General features: G+C 71.4%; 10 protein-coding genes and 1 riboswitch. Of the genes, 4 read left to right on the top strand and 6 right to left on the bottom strand.

Features of this window, described 5'->3' with window-relative positions; all coding sequences use genetic code 11:
- Window positions 1–5: 5 nt before the first annotated feature.
- The 3 genes from ACFYYF_RS05715 to ACFYYF_RS05705 are packed head-to-tail and all read right to left on the bottom strand — an operon-like array spanning window position 6 to window position 3302.
- Window positions 6–1013, bottom strand: coding sequence for an ABC transporter permease (locus ACFYYF_RS05715; RefSeq protein ID WP_388771852.1), 1008 nt, complete (start codon window positions 1011–1013; stop codon window positions 6–8).
- Window positions 1000–2022 carry an ABC transporter ATP-binding protein gene (locus tag ACFYYF_RS05710; RefSeq protein ID WP_388771849.1) on the bottom strand — a complete coding sequence of 341 codons (1023 nt, stop codon included), beginning with the start codon at window positions 2020–2022 and terminating at the stop codon, window positions 1000–1002. Before ACFYYF_RS05710 ends, ACFYYF_RS05715 begins: the two co-directional genes overlap by 14 nt.
- 32 nt (window positions 2023–2054) lie before the next feature.
- Window positions 2055–3302, bottom strand: coding sequence for an outer membrane lipoprotein carrier protein LolA (locus tag ACFYYF_RS05705; RefSeq protein WP_388771846.1), 1248 nt, complete (start codon window positions 3300–3302; stop codon window positions 2055–2057).
- Window positions 3303–3931: 629 nt separating this feature from the next.
- On the opposite strand from ACFYYF_RS05705, the gene ACFYYF_RS05700 reads away from it, so the two are divergent.
- A complete protein-coding gene (locus ACFYYF_RS05700; protein ID WP_388771843.1) occupies window positions 3932–4495 on the top strand; it encodes a hypothetical protein in 564 nt (187 codons plus the stop codon).
- A 120-nt stretch (window positions 4496–4615) separates the two neighbouring features.
- On the opposite strand, the gene ACFYYF_RS05695 is transcribed toward ACFYYF_RS05700, so the two are convergent.
- On the bottom strand, window positions 4616–5626 hold the full coding sequence (locus ACFYYF_RS05695) for a polyprenyl synthetase family protein (protein WP_365493884.1): 1011 nt from the start codon (window positions 5624–5626) through the stop codon (window positions 4616–4618).
- Between the two features lie 432 nt (window positions 5627–6058).
- Between ACFYYF_RS05695 and ACFYYF_RS05690 the strand changes: the two genes are divergently transcribed.
- Both ACFYYF_RS05690 and ACFYYF_RS05685 read left to right on the top strand, forming a co-directional pair.
- Window positions 6059–8056 carry a CocE/NonD family hydrolase gene (locus ACFYYF_RS05690; protein WP_388771841.1) on the top strand — a complete coding sequence of 666 codons (1998 nt, stop codon included), beginning with the start codon at window positions 6059–6061 and terminating at the stop codon, window positions 8054–8056.
- 474 nt (window positions 8057–8530) lie between these two features.
- A riboswitch (cyclic di-AMP (ydaO/yuaA leader) is annotated at window positions 8531–8723 on the top strand.
- Between the two features lie 3 nt (window positions 8724–8726).
- On the top strand, window positions 8727–9488 hold the full coding sequence (locus ACFYYF_RS05685) for a transglycosylase SLT domain-containing protein (RefSeq protein WP_388771839.1): 762 nt from the start codon (window positions 8727–8729) through the stop codon (window positions 9486–9488).
- Window positions 9489–9663: 175 nt separating this feature from the next.
- Here ACFYYF_RS05685 and ACFYYF_RS05680 read toward each other — a convergent pair whose 3' ends face one another.
- Window positions 9664–10476 (bottom strand): HAD family hydrolase, encoded by an 813-nt coding sequence (locus ACFYYF_RS05680; RefSeq protein ID WP_361676939.1) that lies wholly within the window; start codon window positions 10474–10476, stop codon window positions 9664–9666.
- A 693-nt stretch (window positions 10477–11169) separates the two neighbouring features.
- On the opposite strand from ACFYYF_RS05680, the gene fahA reads away from it, so the two are divergent.
- On the top strand, window positions 11170–12396 hold the full coding sequence (fahA, locus tag ACFYYF_RS05675; protein ID WP_388771834.1) for a fumarylacetoacetase: 1227 nt from the start codon (window positions 11170–11172) through the stop codon (window positions 12394–12396).
- Window positions 12397–12629: 233 nt separating this feature from the next.
- On the opposite strand, the gene recQ is transcribed toward fahA, so the two are convergent.
- Entirely contained in the window at window positions 12630–14639 is a 2010-nt protein-coding gene (recQ, locus tag ACFYYF_RS05670) for a DNA helicase RecQ (RefSeq protein ID WP_388772944.1), read from the bottom strand.
- Between the last annotated feature and the right edge of the window lie 20 nt (window positions 14640–14659).

Below are 14659 nucleotides of genomic sequence, written 5' to 3'. Positions count from 1 at the left end.
CCCGCTCAGGCGGTGATGTCCTTCGTCGTGAACCGCGCCCACGCGGCCGACCCGAACACGGCGACGTACAGGCCCTGCAGGCCGAGGTCGCGGACGAGGTCGTCCCAGTAGACGGGGTCACGCATGAGGTCGGCGAAGGACAGCCAGTAGTGGGAGAAGAAGTACGGCTGGAGCGCGTGGAGCTGCGGGATCTGGTCGAGGATCTGGACGGTGATCAGGAGGCCGACGGTCGTCGCCATGGCCGCGACGCCGCTGTTGGTGAGGGTGGAGACGAACAGGCCGAGCGCGGCGACACCGGTCAGTGACGCGGCGACGACCAGGGCGATGAGCAGCGCTCTGCCGAGCCCCTCGGCGAAGCCGATCCGGGTCCCGGAGATCGTGGTCAGGTCACCCAGCGGGAACAGCAGGGCGCCCACAGCGAAGGCCGACACCGCCACCACGAGGGTCGCCACCAGGCAGAACGCCATCGTCGTCGCGTACTTCGTGAGCAGCAGCCGCATGCGGCCCGCGGGCGCGACGAGGAGATAGCGCAGGGTTCCTGCGTTGGCCTCCCCCGCGATCGCGTCGCCCGCGATGACGCCGATCGCCATCGGCAGGAAGAACGGGAGCGTCGCGGCCAGCCCGGTGAACACCAGGAACAGCCCGTTGTTGGTGATCTGCGCGATGAACGCCGGGCCCTCGCCGCCGCCACCGCCCGCCTCCGAGCCGCCGTCCGTCTCGATCCTGACGGCGACGCCGATGAGGATCGGCACGGCCGCGAGCACGCCGAGCAGCGCGATGGTGCGCCAGCGGCGGAAGGTCGTGACGAGTTCGTCGCGGAAGAGTCCGAGGGTCCAGAGCGGGCTGCGCTGGCGGGTGGCCCCCGTTTTCGCGGCCACTGGCGAGGGCGTGCGCGTAGCGGCTGTCGCCGGCCCGGCGTCTCCCGGCTTCGCTGGCGGGGGTGCGATTCTCTCCGTGCGTGCCTCCGGTGGCCCCCCGGCGTCCCCGCTCTGTGCGCTCTCAGCCCGCGACATCGAAACCCTCCCCGGTCAGCGCCACGAACGCGTCCTCCAGCGAGGCCCGTTCCACTCCGAAGCCGCGGACCCGGACGCCCGCCATGACCAACGCGGCGTTCAGTTCGGCCAGTTCACGGGCCGGAGGCTCCGCTGTCACTCCCGTCTCGGTCACGACGAGATCCGTGACGCCCTGCTCCTTGAGAATCCGTGCCGCGTCCCCGGCGTCCGGGGTGGTCACCACCAGCCGGCCCCGGGCACCGGCCGCGAGATCGGCCACCGGGCCCTGCACGACGAGCCGCCCCTGGGCCATCACGGCCGCGTGGGTGCAGACCTGCTCGATCTCGTCGAGGAGGTGCGAGGAGAGGAAGACGGTCGTGCCGTCGGAGGCCAGCTCCCGGACCAGCGCGCGGATCTCGCGCATGCCCTGGGGGTCGAGGCCGTTGGTCGGCTCGTCCAGGACGAGCAGCCGGCGGGGCTGGAGCAGCGCGGCCGCGAGCCCGAGCCGCTGTTTCATCCCCAGGGAGTACGCCTTGGCCTTCTTTCCCGCCGCCGCGGTCAGTCCGACCCGGTCCAGCGCGGTCCCGACACGTGTCCGCCGGGTGCGGGGATCGGCGGTCGGGTCCGCGGCGTCGTACCGGAGGAGGTTGTCCCGCCCGGAGAGGAAGCCGTACAGCGCGGGGCCCTCGATCAGCGCCCCGACGTGCGGGAGCACGGAGCGAGCGGACCGGGGCATGGGCCTCCCCAGCACGCTCGCCGTCCCCGAGGTCGGCTCGATCAGGCCCATCAGCATGCGGATGGTGGTGGTCTTGCCCGAGCCGTTCGGGCCGAGGAAGCCGAAGACGCTGCCCGCCGGGACGGTGAGGTCCAGGCCGTCGACGGCGAGCTGTCCGCCGCGGTACCGCTTGCTCAGCGCCCGGGTGGCGATCACCGCGGCCGGCTCGCCGCGGGCGCTCGCCGTCCGCCCCGCGGCGACGGCGGCGCCCGCGGTGCGTGCCGGATCGTGCTCGTCGGCGGACAGCTCCTCCATGGGCTCCCTCGGTTCGGTTCGCCTCGTTGCCTCTACTGGGCCGCGTCGGCCGCCTTCACCAGCGCGGCCTTGGTGACGGCACCGGCGTACACCTTGCCGTCGTCCGTGATCAGCGCGTTGACCAGGCGGGTCGAGAAGACCGTGCCCGAGCCGAACGTGCCCTTCACGTGGTCGCCGAACGAGTTCAGGAAACCGTCGACGTCACCGTTTCCGGTCGAGCCGGACGCTCCGGACGGCAGGCCCTCGCCGCCGGTGTCGAGGACGACGATCGTGTTCCAGCCCTCGCCGATGGTCTTCGAACCGCCGAGGCCGTCGGCCGAATCCTCGTGCCCCTTCGGCAGCGCCTTCTCGAAGTCCTTCCGCCCGTCGCCCTTCGACTCCCCGCCCTTCAGGTCGTCGCCCTCGGTCACCTTCGCGCCCTTCGGCGGCGTGAAGGCGAACGTCGACGCGGACGGCCGGGAGAAGTCGACCCGGGTGAAGCCCGCGTCCACGACGGCCGCGCCGCCGCTCGCCGGGGTGAGCGTGAACTTCAGCGGCAGCCCCGTCTTCGCGTCCACCGCGATGCTGATCGCGCCGACCGTCGTGCCGGACTGCCGGGGCTTGATCACCAGCTTGTAGGCGTCACGGCCCGCGACGTGCGCGGTGCCGTCGACGGTCACGGAGGTCGTGTCGTCCACGGACTTGAGAACCTCGTCGGCGAAGTCCTTCGGGGTGGCGGGGACATCGTGCGGCGCCTTGCCCCCGCCGGTCTGCCCGGACTCGCCGGACGTCGAGTGGAAGACCTCGTTCGACTTGCTGTCGTATCCCCACACGTCCTTGCCGTTGTGGATGACGCTGTACTCGGCGGCGTCGTCCAGCAGGGAGACCTTGGCCCGGTCCGGGCCGTCGGCCGCCACGCGCAGCGTGTGGGTGCCCGAGGCCAGTTCGAGGAGCTTGGACTGCGGGTCGGCGGAGGAACCACCGTGCTCCCCGGCCGCGCCGGACAGCAGGCCGCTCTCCAGACCGCCCAGGTCGGGCAGTCCCAGATCGGTGCTGATCTTGACGGTGCCGGACAGTTGCTGGACGTCCGACTCGGCGATCTTCTCGATGAGTTGCTGCGCGGTGACCTTCGGCAGGTCGGGGTCCCCGGAGTCGGCGAGCGCCGGGACGAGTCCGATCGTCGCCGCCGCCACCCCCACCACCGCGACCGGAACGACGTACCGCGCGGCCTTGTGTCGCCCGGCGAACCTGTCGTCGGCCTCCTCGGCCCTCGCGCTGTCGTCGGATTCGTACGGTGCCATGTGTGCCTTACCTCCGTCGTCGGCGGCGGCCCTGCCCTCGATTCCGTTCCACTCCTAAGCCGCCATTCTCACCCGGACCAGTGAGGAGTGGTGTTCTCCATATGACCAAATACGCCGGATGAACGCGTCAACCCGCGGGCTCAACTCCGCGTAGTCCTGGGGTATGACGTGAGAGGGCGGGGCTCCCCCGGACCCGTAGGGGTCGCTCGGACCCGTAGCGGTCGCTCGGACCCGTAGCGGTCGCTCGGACCCGTAGGGGTCGCTCGCGGGGTCGCCGGCGGGGACACGCCGCGCGGCACACCGCGGGCACGCCGCGGGACACGCCGCGGGGGGAGCGGTGTCGGCCCGAGGCGTGCCGGCCCCCACCGGACCCAACCGGCCCCGCCGGGTCCCACTCGACCACCGCCCGGCTCGGCGCCGCACGCGCGCCGCCTGCCACGCTGACCGCATCGCCCGACATCACGCCACAGCGCCCCACAGCACTCTGCAGCACGTCGAATTGACCCGTTTCGCGCACCAATATCTAAATGTGGCGATTGTTCGAGTAAAAGGCGATCCGAATCCGTACCTACGGATGGCACCGAACGGAGCGCCCAGCACTCCGGGAATCACAGGATCGAGGGATCGTCATGGTTGCCATCAGGCACGTCGGGGGATACGCCGCCGCGGGCGTCGCCGTCCTCGCACTCACGCTCGCCGGGTGCGGAGGGGGAGGCGGCGGGAGCAGCGGAAGCGGGAGCGGGAACAGCACTCCGCAGAGCAGCGGCTCGACGCAGAGCGGCGCCAAGGGATCGGCGACGTCGACGCTGAGCACCGCCAAGATCGCGAAGCTGGGCACGGTCGTGACCGACGGCAAGGGGTTCGTCCTGTACCGCTTCGACACGGACTCGGCGAACCCGACCAGGGTCAGCTGTTACGACACCTGCGCCGCCCTCTGGCCCGCCGCAACGACCACGGCCCAGGGTTCGGTGACCACGAAGGGCATCGACAAGAGCCTGGTCTCCACGGTGAAGCGCAACGACGGCACCACCCAGATCACCCTCGCCGGCTGGCCCCTCTACCGGTACGCCAAGGACGACGAGCCCAAGGAGCCGTACGGCCAGGGAGTGGACGGAACGTGGTGGGCCGTCACGCCCTCCGGAGCGAAGATCACCACGCCGGTCACGGCGAGTCCGGGCAGCGGGGGCTACTGACCGTCACCCCCGCGAGAGCCATTCCTGGCATGGGTCCCCTGGCATGGGTCCCCTGGCATGGGTCCCCCGGCATGGGCCGGTCGTCCCCGGCCGGCCCTGACCGGTGACCCGCGGGCCGGCTCAGCCGGCCCGGTGCACCACCGCGTCCACCAGCTCGACCAGCGCGGCCTTCGCGTCGCACTCGCGCAGCGGAGCCAGCGCGGCGCGCGCCTCCTCGGCGTAGCGCACGGTGTCACGGCGCGCCTGCTCCAGCGCGGGGTGCTCCCGCAGCCGGGCCAGTGCCTCCGCGTGCCGCGCGTCGTCCGTCAGGTCGGACTCGAGCAGCTCGCACAGCGCGATGTCGTCGGCGAGCCCCAGCCGCTCCGCGCGCTCGCGCAGCCGCAGCACCGGCAGCGTGGCGATGCCCTCGCGCAGATCCGTCCCCGGCGTCTTGCCGGACTCGTGCGAGTCGGACGCGATGTCGAGGACGTCGTCCGCGAGCTGGAAGGCGACGCCCAGCCGCTCGCCGTACTGCGTGAGCACGTCCACGACGGTCTCGTCGGCGCCCGACATCATCGCGCCGAACCGGCAAGCGACCGCGACCAGCGACCCGGTCTTGCCGCCGAGCACGTCCAGGTAGTGATCGACCGGATCGCGGCCGTCGCGCGGCCCCGCGGTCTCCAGGATCTGCCCGGTCACGAGCCGCTCGAAGGCCTCGGCCTGGATCCGGACGGCCTCGGGCCCGAGGTCGGCCAGGATGTACGAGGCACGGGCGAAGAGGAAGTCACCCGTGAGGACGGCCAGCGAGTTGCCCCAGCGCACGTTGGCGCTGTCCACGCCGCGCCGGACCTCGGCCTCGTCCATCACGTCGTCGTGGTACAGCGTGGCGAGGTGGGTCAGCTCGACGACCACGGCCGAGGGCACGACACCCGGCGCGTAGGGGTCGCCGAACTGGGCGGCGAGCATCACGAGCAGCGGCCTGAACCGCTTCCCGCCGGCCCGCACGAGGTGCTGGGCGGCTTCCGTGATGAACGGGACCTCGCTCTTGGTGGCTTCGAGCAAACCCTCCTCGACAGCCGCCAATCCGGCCTGGACATCGGCCTCGAGAGCCTGGTCCCGCACGCTCAGCCCGAACGGCCCGACGACGGTCACGAGAGGTTCTCCTGTCTGCTGACGATCACATGGCGAACTCGGTCGATCATTCGGTCGATGACACGGTTTGTCGATGTGTCGCTGCCATCACTCAAGTCAGCGTATCCGGTCACGTTTCGATCACCGCGAGCGCCCACCGTCCCCCGGCCCACTTCGCTCCGCCAGGGGGTATGCGGGAGTACACCCGGAAGGCACACGGGAAGCACCTGCGTGCCCCAACGACGGGTACCCCGGTTCACGGGCGCCACCCGATCACCGACGGTATGTTCATGATCAGATGATGTGAACCGAATGGTGACGACATGCGGCGAAGCACCCGGAAGAGGTGACCTTGTCCCACAGCCGTGCCCGACCCGCGTACGGCCGGGACCCGACGGTCCCCGCTCCTCCGGCCGTGCCGCACGACGCATTCCGTCCACCGAGGTGACGCTCATGCACATCCGTACGTCCTTCCCCTACGAGATCACTCACGAGGACGTCCTCGTCCCTCTCTCGGACGGCACCCGTCTGTACGCCCGGATCTGGCGACCGCTGACCGAGGAGCCCGTACCGGCGCTCCTGGAGTACGCCCCGTACCGCCTGACCGACTGGACGGCCGCGCGCGACCAGCAGCGCCACCCCTGGTACGCCGGGCACGGCTACGCCTCCGTCCGCGTGGACGTGCGCGGGCACGGCAATTCCGAGGGAGTGCCCGGGGACGGACGGGCGGGGACCGAGGCGGACGACGGGGTGGAGGTGGTCTCCTGGCTGGCCGGCCGGCCCTGGTGCACCGGCCGGGTCGGCATGTTCGGGATCGCGTGGGGCGGCTTCACCTCCCTCCGGGTCGCGGCCCGCACGCCCGAGCCGCTCAGGGCGGTCGTCACGGTCTGCTCGACCGACGACCCTTATGACAACGACACGCACCACGCGGGAGGTTCCGTCCTCGCCGCCGACACGCACGCCAGGTCGGCCCGTCTGCTCGCCTTCGCCGCCCGCCCGCCGGACCCCGCGCACGTGGGCGAGGGGATGTGGCGGGACATGTGGGAGAAGCGACTGGAGGCCGTCACTCCCCCGGCGCACACCTGGCTGGCGCACCAGACCCGGGACGCGTACTGGCGTGAGGGCGCTGTCCGCGAGGAGTACGGGGCCATCCGCGCGGCGGTCCTCGCGGTCGGCGGCTGGCACGACCCGCACCGCGACACGGTGCTGCGCCTGGTGCGGAACCTGCCTGCGGATCGCGTACGAGGTCTCATCGGCCCCTGGTCCCGCCAGTACCCGGACCGGGGCCTGCCGCCCGGACCGGCGATCGGCTTCCTCCAGGAGACGCTGCGCTGGTGGGACCACTGGCTCCGCGACGAGGACACGGACGCGCTCTCCGTCCCTCTCCTGCGCTCCTACGTGATGGACGCGCACCCTCCCGCGACCGCGTACGCCCGGATCCCCGGCCGCTGGGTGGGCGACCCGGCCTGGCCCTCACCCTCGGTGACCCCGGTCGCGTACGCGCTCCAGGGCGCCCCGCTGCCGGTGCGGTCCCCGCAGCACACCGGGGTCGACGCGGGCCGGCTCTTCCCCTCGGGCGACGACGCCGACCTGCCGCCCGACCAGCGGGAGGAGGACGCCAGGTCGGCCTGCTTCGAGTTCGAGGTGGGCGAGGAGACCTGGGTCCTGGGCCGCCCCCGGGTCAATCTGCGGCTGACGTCCGCGTCACCCCGGGGCCAGGTGATCGCCCGGCTGTGCGACGTGGCCCCCGACGGGGCGTCCACACTCGTCACCCGGGGCGCCTTGAACCTGTCGGCGCGCCGGGGCCCGGACAGGACGGTTCCCTGGAGCCCGGGCACCACGGAGCACGTCGTCTTCGACCTGAACGCCATCGGCTACGCGTTCCCGGCGGGCCATCGCATCCGGCTGGGCGTCTCCTCCGCGTACTGGCCCTGGATCTGGCCCCAGCCGGGCTCGGAGGCGGGCTTCACCCTGGAGCCGGTCGGCAGCGTCCTCGAACTCCCGGTGCGGGCAACGAAGTCGGACCCCTCGGTCGCTTTCGAGGAACCGGAGGAGTCCGAACCCCTCGGCGTGACCGTCTCCGCGACCCTCGACGAGCCCCGCCCGCGACGCCTGGTCCTGCGCGACGTGGCCGCGGAGACCTGGAGCCTGGAGGTGGACCCGGGACGCGGCGGCACCCAGGTGTTCCCCGACGGCCTCGAATGCACGGAGGAGGCCCGGGAGACGTACACGATCGGCACGTCGGACCCGCTCTCCGCCCGCGCCCGCTCGGCCTGGTCGATCCGGCTGCACCGGCCCGAGCTGCCCTGGGACGCCCGCGTCGAGACGGTCTCCGCCCTCACCTGCGACGCGCGGGACTTCATCACGACCGACGAACTCGTCTGCAAGGACGGCGACGAGGTCGTCTTCCACCGGACCTGGGAGAAGCGAATCCCGCGCACGGCCGGCTGACCAGCCCAGTGAACAAAGGGAGTTCACCGCCGGCCGGGCGCGCGTGGACCCAACTGCGGCGGTACGACGCCCACTTCGCCGCGCCTCCACCGCGACCGGTCCGCTCTCGTGTCCGCGCTCCCCCACCCCCGGCGAACCGCGCCCGCCGCTGTGTCCCGCGCCACAATTCCCCCCGCACCAGGGGCTGCTCGACGCCTTCAGGGGGGCAGGAGGACCCTCACCAACGCAGGCGCAATGCCCGAATTACCCCCTCATGCCGCCTTGATGGTCTTTGGTCTCGTGAGTTGGGTCACCGGCCGACGAGGGTTCCACGGGGCACCTCTTTCGACTCAACCCCTTTGCGAAAGGCAAGTTGAGGATCCAATTCCGGCACAATCGGACTTTTTACCCGCTCATCAACCAGGCGAAAGTGATCTTCTCAGTCAAATCTCGTCTTGTTTCGGACATGTGCTCTCGCATACGTTCTGGTCGACCCCGGGCGGATCGCCGAATCCTGCCGCCGCCCGGCAACCCATCGACCCACGCACGGCAGGAGCGGGGGAACCACAGGTAAGCCGCCGATCCGGACAAACCGGACCGGCTTGGGGTGAAGCCGCGCCCACAGCGCGGCCGGGCATCTCCCGCCCGAACCCGACAGCTCACCTCGCAGGCGTCGGAGAGGACATTCGTCATGCCCATACGAGGCAAGCACCGCCGCATGAAGACCAACGTCATCACCCGGGGCATGATCGCCGCCGGTACGGGTGGCATGGCCCTCGCCCTCCCCCTCGTGGGCGCGACCGGCGCCAGCGCCGCCACTCCGGCGCAGGCTCCCCAGGCGGCCAAGACCGCGGTGGTCCCCAACGTGCAGCTCGTCACCTACAAGGTCGTCGCCGGCGACACCCTCGCGAAGGTGGCGAAGAAGTACCCCAAGAGCGGTGGCTGGAAGAAGCTGTACGCGGCGAACCGCGCGGTCATCGGCGACAACCCCTCGATGATCCGTCCGGGCCTGAAGCTGACCGTAGGCACGAAGACCCTGAAGTCGACGACCGTCCGCACCACGGCGAACGCGACCGCCGCCGTCGCCAAGTCCAAGACGACCACCGTCACCCAGGCCGCCGCCAAGACGTACTCCAACGACCTCGACGGCTGGATCAAGGAATCCCTGGACGTCATGGCCAAGGCCGGCATCCCGGGCAGCTACGACGGCATCTACCGCAACGTGATGCGCGAGTCCTCCGGCAACCCCAACGCCATCAACAACTGGGACTCCAACGCCGCCGCGGGCATCCCCTCCAAGGGCCTGCTCCAGGTGATCGACCCCACGTTCCAGGCGTACCACGTCGCCGGCACGTCGTCGAACATCTACGACCCGGTCGCCAACATCACCGCCGCCTGCAACTACGCGGCCGACAAGTACGGCTCCATCGACAACGTCAACGGCGCCTACTGATCGCACCCCCGCGACACCCTCTTCACCGCACCCGCCGACGGCGCCTTCCGGGCCGTCGGCGGGTGCGTTTTCCGTGTGGTGGGTGCGGGCGCGGGCGGGCGTGCGTCGGACTGTCCCGTACGTCGGACGGGACCGCGCATCGGACGGGACCGTACGTCGGACGGGTGCGCCGGTGTCAGCCGAAGCCGAAGATCCGCTCCAGGACGACCGCGATCCCGTCGTCCTCGTTCGACAGCGTGACCTCGTCGGCCACCGCCTTCAGTTCCGGATGGGCGTTGGCCATCGCCACGCCCCGGGCCGCCCAGTCGAACATCGGGATGTCGTTGGGCATGTCACCGAAGGCGAGCGTCGCGCCCGGCGTGAGCCCGAGATGCGCCGCGGCGAGAGCGAGGCCCGTCGCCTTGGTCACTCCGCATGGCTGGAGTTCGACGGTGCCCGGCCCGGACATGGTGACCGTCGCCAGCGAACCGACCACTCCCCGCGCCGCCGAGGCCAACTCGTCGTCGGACAAGGACGGGTGCCGGAGCAGCACCTTGCTGATCGGCTCCGCCCAGAGGTCGTCCCTGCGCGGCACCCGCACCGCCGGCAGCGTCGGATGCGGCATGACATAGCCCGGCTCGATGAGCGTCAGCCCGTCCACGCCGTCCTGGTCGACCGCCGCGTACAGCAGCCCGACCTCCGCCTCGATCTTGCCGAGCGCCGTCTCCGCCAGCTCCCTGTCCAGCGTCACCGACCACAGCATGCGGTCCGCGCCGGCGTCGTAGAGCTGCGCCCCCTGCCCGCACACCGCCAGTCCCTCGCCGCCGAGTTCGTCGAGAAGGGGTCGCACGCGCGGCGCCGGTCGGCCCGTGACCACGAGATGCCGGGCACCTGCCTGGGTCACCTTCGCCAACGCGGCGCGTGACCGGTCGGAGAGTGTGTCGTCGCCGCGCAGCAGCGTTCCGTCCAGGTCAGTGGCGATGAGTGAATATGCAGTCGGAGCGGCCATGATCCGAAGAATACGGATCGAACGACTCATCGGCCCGGCCTGAACCGGACGACGTCCGGTATCCCGTCAGCAACGCCGTTCACCGCACGGTGGTAAGCGCGTTGCGACCGCTTCGGATCACCCAGGCTCCGCTTCCGCCCACACCCACTTTCCCGCACAGGACCACCCACAACTCCCCAACACCCCTTGCGCCAAGCCCGACTCGGCCGAGCTCCGGACGCGGCCGTCACCAAGTCCGTTACCAGTGACACCCGTTGGAGAGGAGTGCGGCGACCTCCTTGCCGCAGGATGCGCACCACGGGAGCGTACGGAGCAGCGGCGCGACCTCGCGGGCAGGGGCCGGAGGGGGCGTGGAGCAGCGGGCGGGAGCGCGGGGCGGCGGACAGCCGCGGGCAGGGGCGCGCAGCAGCGGACAGCCGCGGGCAACGGCGCGACAAGTACGGTCCGGGACGGGTGAAGCGGCACCCGCCCCCCTCTCTGCGCCGCACCGCCGTTCACCGAAGGCCGACTCCGCACAGGGCCCGACACGGGGCCAGACACAGGGTCAGACACGCGGTCAATTCGGACATTGAAAACCTTTTAGGCCCTGCCGCAGTGGGGACACTCCCCCGTAACGTGTGCTCCGACCACACCAAACGCGTGGAACGCATGGCTCACATGGCGAGTACGAATCCGAAAGCGAGGCACCAACCGATGCCCCCCTTCGATGTCCCCGAGGGCGATCCCTTCGGCCCGCACAACCTGCCGTACGGCGTGTTCTCCCCGACCGACCCGGCCGGCGCCTCCGAGCGACGTGTCGGCGTGCGGCTCGGCGACCACGTGCTCGACGCGGGTGCGGCCGCCCGCGCACTCGGCTCCCCCTACGCCGGGCTGCTCGCACAGCCGACCCTCGACCCGCTGCTCGCCGCGGGCCACACCGCCTGGTCCGACGTCCGGCGCGCGCTGACGGCCTGGGTGACCGTCCCGGCTCACCGGGAGACCCTCGCTCCCCACTTCCACCCGCTCTCCGACGTGACCCTGCACCTCCCGTTCACCGTCGCGGACTACGTGGACTTCTACGCCTCCGAGAACCACGCCCGGAACGTCGGCCAGATCTTCCGCCCCGACGCCGCCGACTCCCTCACCCCGAACTGGAAGCACCTGCCGATCGGCTATCACGGCCGCTCCGGCACGGTCGTGGTGTCCGGCACGGACGTCGTCCGCCCGTCGGGCCAGCGCAAGGCCCCCGCGGACGCCGCCCCGGTCTTCGGCCCCTCGGTCCGCCTGGACATCGAGGCGGAGGTCGGCTTCGTGGTCGGCACCCCCTCGGAACAGGGCCGGCCGGTGCCCCTGGGCGACTACCGCGACCACGTCTTCGGCCTCTGCCTCCTCAACGACTGGTCGGCGCGCGACATCCAGGCCTGGGAGTACGTCCCCCTCGGCCCGTTCCTGGGCAAGTCCTTCGCCACGTCCGTGTCGGCGTGGATCACCCCGCTGGACGCCCTGGACGACGCCCTGGTGGCCCCGCCCGTCCGCACGCACCCCCTCCTCCCCTATCTCGACGACGCCTCCGAGGAGCCGGGCGGCTACGACCTCCGGATCTCCGTGGCCATCAACGGCCACGTCGTCTCCGAGCCCCCCTTCTCCACCATGTACTGGACGGCCGCCCAGCAGCTGGCCCACATGACGGTCAACGGTGCCTCCCTGCGCACCGGTGACCTCTACGGCTCCGGAACCGTCAGCGGCCCCACCGAGGGCGAGCGCGGCTCACTGCTCGAACTCACCTGGAACGGGCGCGACGCCCTCGAACTCCCCGACGGCAAGCGCACGTTCCTCGAGGACGGCGACGAGGTCACGCTGACGGCCTGGGCGCCGGGACCGGGCGGGACCCGGGTGGGCCTCGGCGAGGTCCGCGGCCGCATCACGCCGGCCGTCTCGTAGGAGGGGTCCGCCGCAGAGGCGGCAGCGGGGAACTCCGGGCCAGGTTCCCGGCAGAGGCAGCGGCGGGGATACCCGGGCGAGGTCCCGGGTACAGGCGCCGCAGCAGCCGGAGCTTCGTGCAAGGTCCCCGGCGGGGTGTCGCGGAGAACGAGGGTCGTGTCACGGTGGCCAGAACCCTGGCCACCGTGCCCGCCGGGCCCTCCGCCCTTGCCCCCTGCCCTCGCCCTCGCCCTCTACATCCAGTCCTCGGGCTCCGGCTCCTGGTCCAGCTCGGGCCAGTCCGGGTCCGGTCCCGCCGCGGCCGCCGGAACCGGTGCGGGCTCGGGTCTGTCGTCGGCCCGCGGGGGCGCGGGCGCGTCGCCGGACAGTGAGGCGAGCACCCCGATGACGCCCTCGCCGTACGTCGCCAGCTTCTTCTCGCCCACCCCGCTGATACCGCCCAGGTCCTTCACGGAGGTGGGCCACACCGTGGCGATCTCCCGCAGCGTGGCGTCGTGGAAGATGACGTAGGCCGGGACGCCCTGTTCACGCGCCTGCTCTCCGCGCCAGGCACGCAGCGCCTCGAACGCGGGCACGAGCTCGGCGGGCAGTTCGGCCGCGGCCGCCTTGGCCTTGCGCTCGCCCTTGGGCGCCGACGACCGGGACGCGGCCGGCTTCGGCGCCTCCTTGCGCATGGGCACGTCCCGTTCGCGCCGCAGCACGGTCCCGCTCGCCTCGGTCAGCACCAGCGTGCCGTACTCGCCCTCGACCGCGATCAGCCCCTGGGCGAGCAACTGTCGGACGACACCACGCCATTCGGCCTCCGCCAGCTCCTCTCCGATGCCGAAGACGGACAGTTGGTCGTGGTCGAACTGGATCACCTTGGCGGTCTTGCGCCCCAGCAGGATGTCGACGATCTGGCCCGCGCCGAACTTCTGTCCCCGCTCGCGCTGGAGGCGCACCACGGTGGACAGCAGCTTCTGTGCCGCGACCGTGCCGTCCCAGGTCTCCGGGGGTGTCAGACAGGTGTCGCAGTTGCCGCAGGCCGGGGTGTCGGGGTCCTGGCCGAAGTAGGCGAGAAGCTGGGAGCGCCGGCACCGGGCCGTCTCGCACAGGGCGAGCATCGAGTCCAGGTGGGCGGTGGCCCGGCGTCTGAACGCCTCGTCGCCCTCCGAGCCCTGGATCATCTTGCGCTGCTGGACGACGTCCTGGAGGCCGTACGCCATCCAGGCCGTGGAGGGCAGTCCGTCACGGCCGGCTCGGCCCGTCTCCTGGTAGTACCCCTCGACGGACTTCGGCAGGTCGAGGTGGGCGACGAACCGGACGTCCGGCTTGTCGATGCCCATGCCGAAGGCGATCGTGGCGACGACCACGAGGCCTTCCTCCCGCAGGAAGCGGGACTGGTGCGCGGCACGGGTGCCCGCGTCCAGGCCCGCGTGATACGGCACCGCCTCGATGCCGTTGCGGGAGAGGAACTCGGCGGTCTTCTCGACGGAGTTGCGGGAGAGGCAGTACACGATGCCCGCGTCGCCCGCGTGCTCCTCGCGCAGGAAGGACAGCAACTGCTTCTTCGGGTCGGCCTTCCCGACGATCCGGTACTGGATGTTGGGGCGGTCGAAGCTCGCCTCGAAGTGGCGGGCCGCGGGCATGCCCAGGCGCTGGGTGATCTCCTGGTGCGTCGCGCGGGTGGCGGTGGCCGTCAGCGCGATGCGCGGGACGTCCGGCCAGCGTTCGCCGAGCAGCGAGAGCGCCAGATAGTCGGGACGGAAGTCGTGGCCCCACTGGGCCACGCAGTGCGCCTCGTCGATCGCGAAGACGGAGATCTTTCCGCGCGACAGCAGGTCCAGCGTGTTGTCGAGGCGCAGCCGCTCGGGGGCGAGGTAGAGAAGGTCGAGCTCTCCGGCCAGGAACTCCGCCTCGACCACGCGCCGCTCGTCGAAGTCCTGCGTGGAGTTCATGAACCCGGCGCGCACGCCCAGCGCCCGCAGCGCGTCCACCTGGTCCTGCATGAGCGCGATGAGCGGGGAGACCACAACGCCCGTACCCGGTCTGACCAGGGAGGGGATCTGGTAGCAGAGGGACTTTCCGCCACCGGTCGGCATCAGGACGACGGCGTCACCGCCCGCCACCACGTGCTCGATGATCGCTTCCTGCTCGCCGCGGAAGGCGTCGTACCCGAAGACCCGGTGGAGGGTGGCCAGCGCCTCGCTCCCGCCCAGCGTCTCCGTCGCGTCCGCTTCGGTCATCACACCCGTCCCGCCCATCGTTTCGTCCCCCGTACGTC

The organism is Streptomyces sp. NPDC001914 (assembly GCF_042891215.1).
In the GTDB taxonomy this organism is placed as follows: domain Bacteria; phylum Actinomycetota; class Actinomycetes; order Streptomycetales; family Streptomycetaceae; genus Streptomyces.
The sequence above is the reverse complement of the archived record's forward strand: the minus strand, read 5'-3'. Positions and strand labels throughout refer to the sequence as shown.

Bases quoted from the DNA above. Each gene is read 5' to 3' on its own strand.
- ACFYYF_RS05710 (WP_388771849.1), bottom strand. From the start codon at position 2,022: ATGGAGGAGCTGTCCGCCGACGAGCACGATCCGGCACGCACCGCGGGC.
- ACFYYF_RS05705 (WP_388771846.1), bottom strand. From the start codon at position 3,302: ATGGCACCGTACGAATCCGACGACAGCGCGAGGGCCGAGGAGGCCGAC.
- recQ (WP_388772944.1), bottom strand. From the start codon at position 14,639: ATGGGCGGGACGGGTGTGATGACCGAAGCGGACGCGACGGAGACGCTG.
- ACFYYF_RS05700 (WP_388771843.1), top strand. From the start codon at position 3,932: ATGGTTGCCATCAGGCACGTCGGGGGATACGCCGCCGCGGGCGTCGCC.
- ACFYYF_RS05715 (WP_388771852.1), bottom strand. From the start codon at position 1,013: ATGTCGCGGGCTGAGAGCGCACAGAGCGGGGACGCCGGGGGGCCACCG.
- ACFYYF_RS05685 (WP_388771839.1), top strand. From the start codon at position 8,727: ATGCCCATACGAGGCAAGCACCGCCGCATGAAGACCAACGTCATCACC.
- ACFYYF_RS05690 (WP_388771841.1), top strand. From the start codon at position 6,059: ATGCACATCCGTACGTCCTTCCCCTACGAGATCACTCACGAGGACGTC.
- fahA (WP_388771834.1), top strand. From the start codon at position 11,170: ATGCCCCCCTTCGATGTCCCCGAGGGCGATCCCTTCGGCCCGCACAAC.
- ACFYYF_RS05680 (WP_361676939.1), bottom strand. From the start codon at position 10,476: ATGGCCGCTCCGACTGCATATTCACTCATCGCCACTGACCTGGACGGA.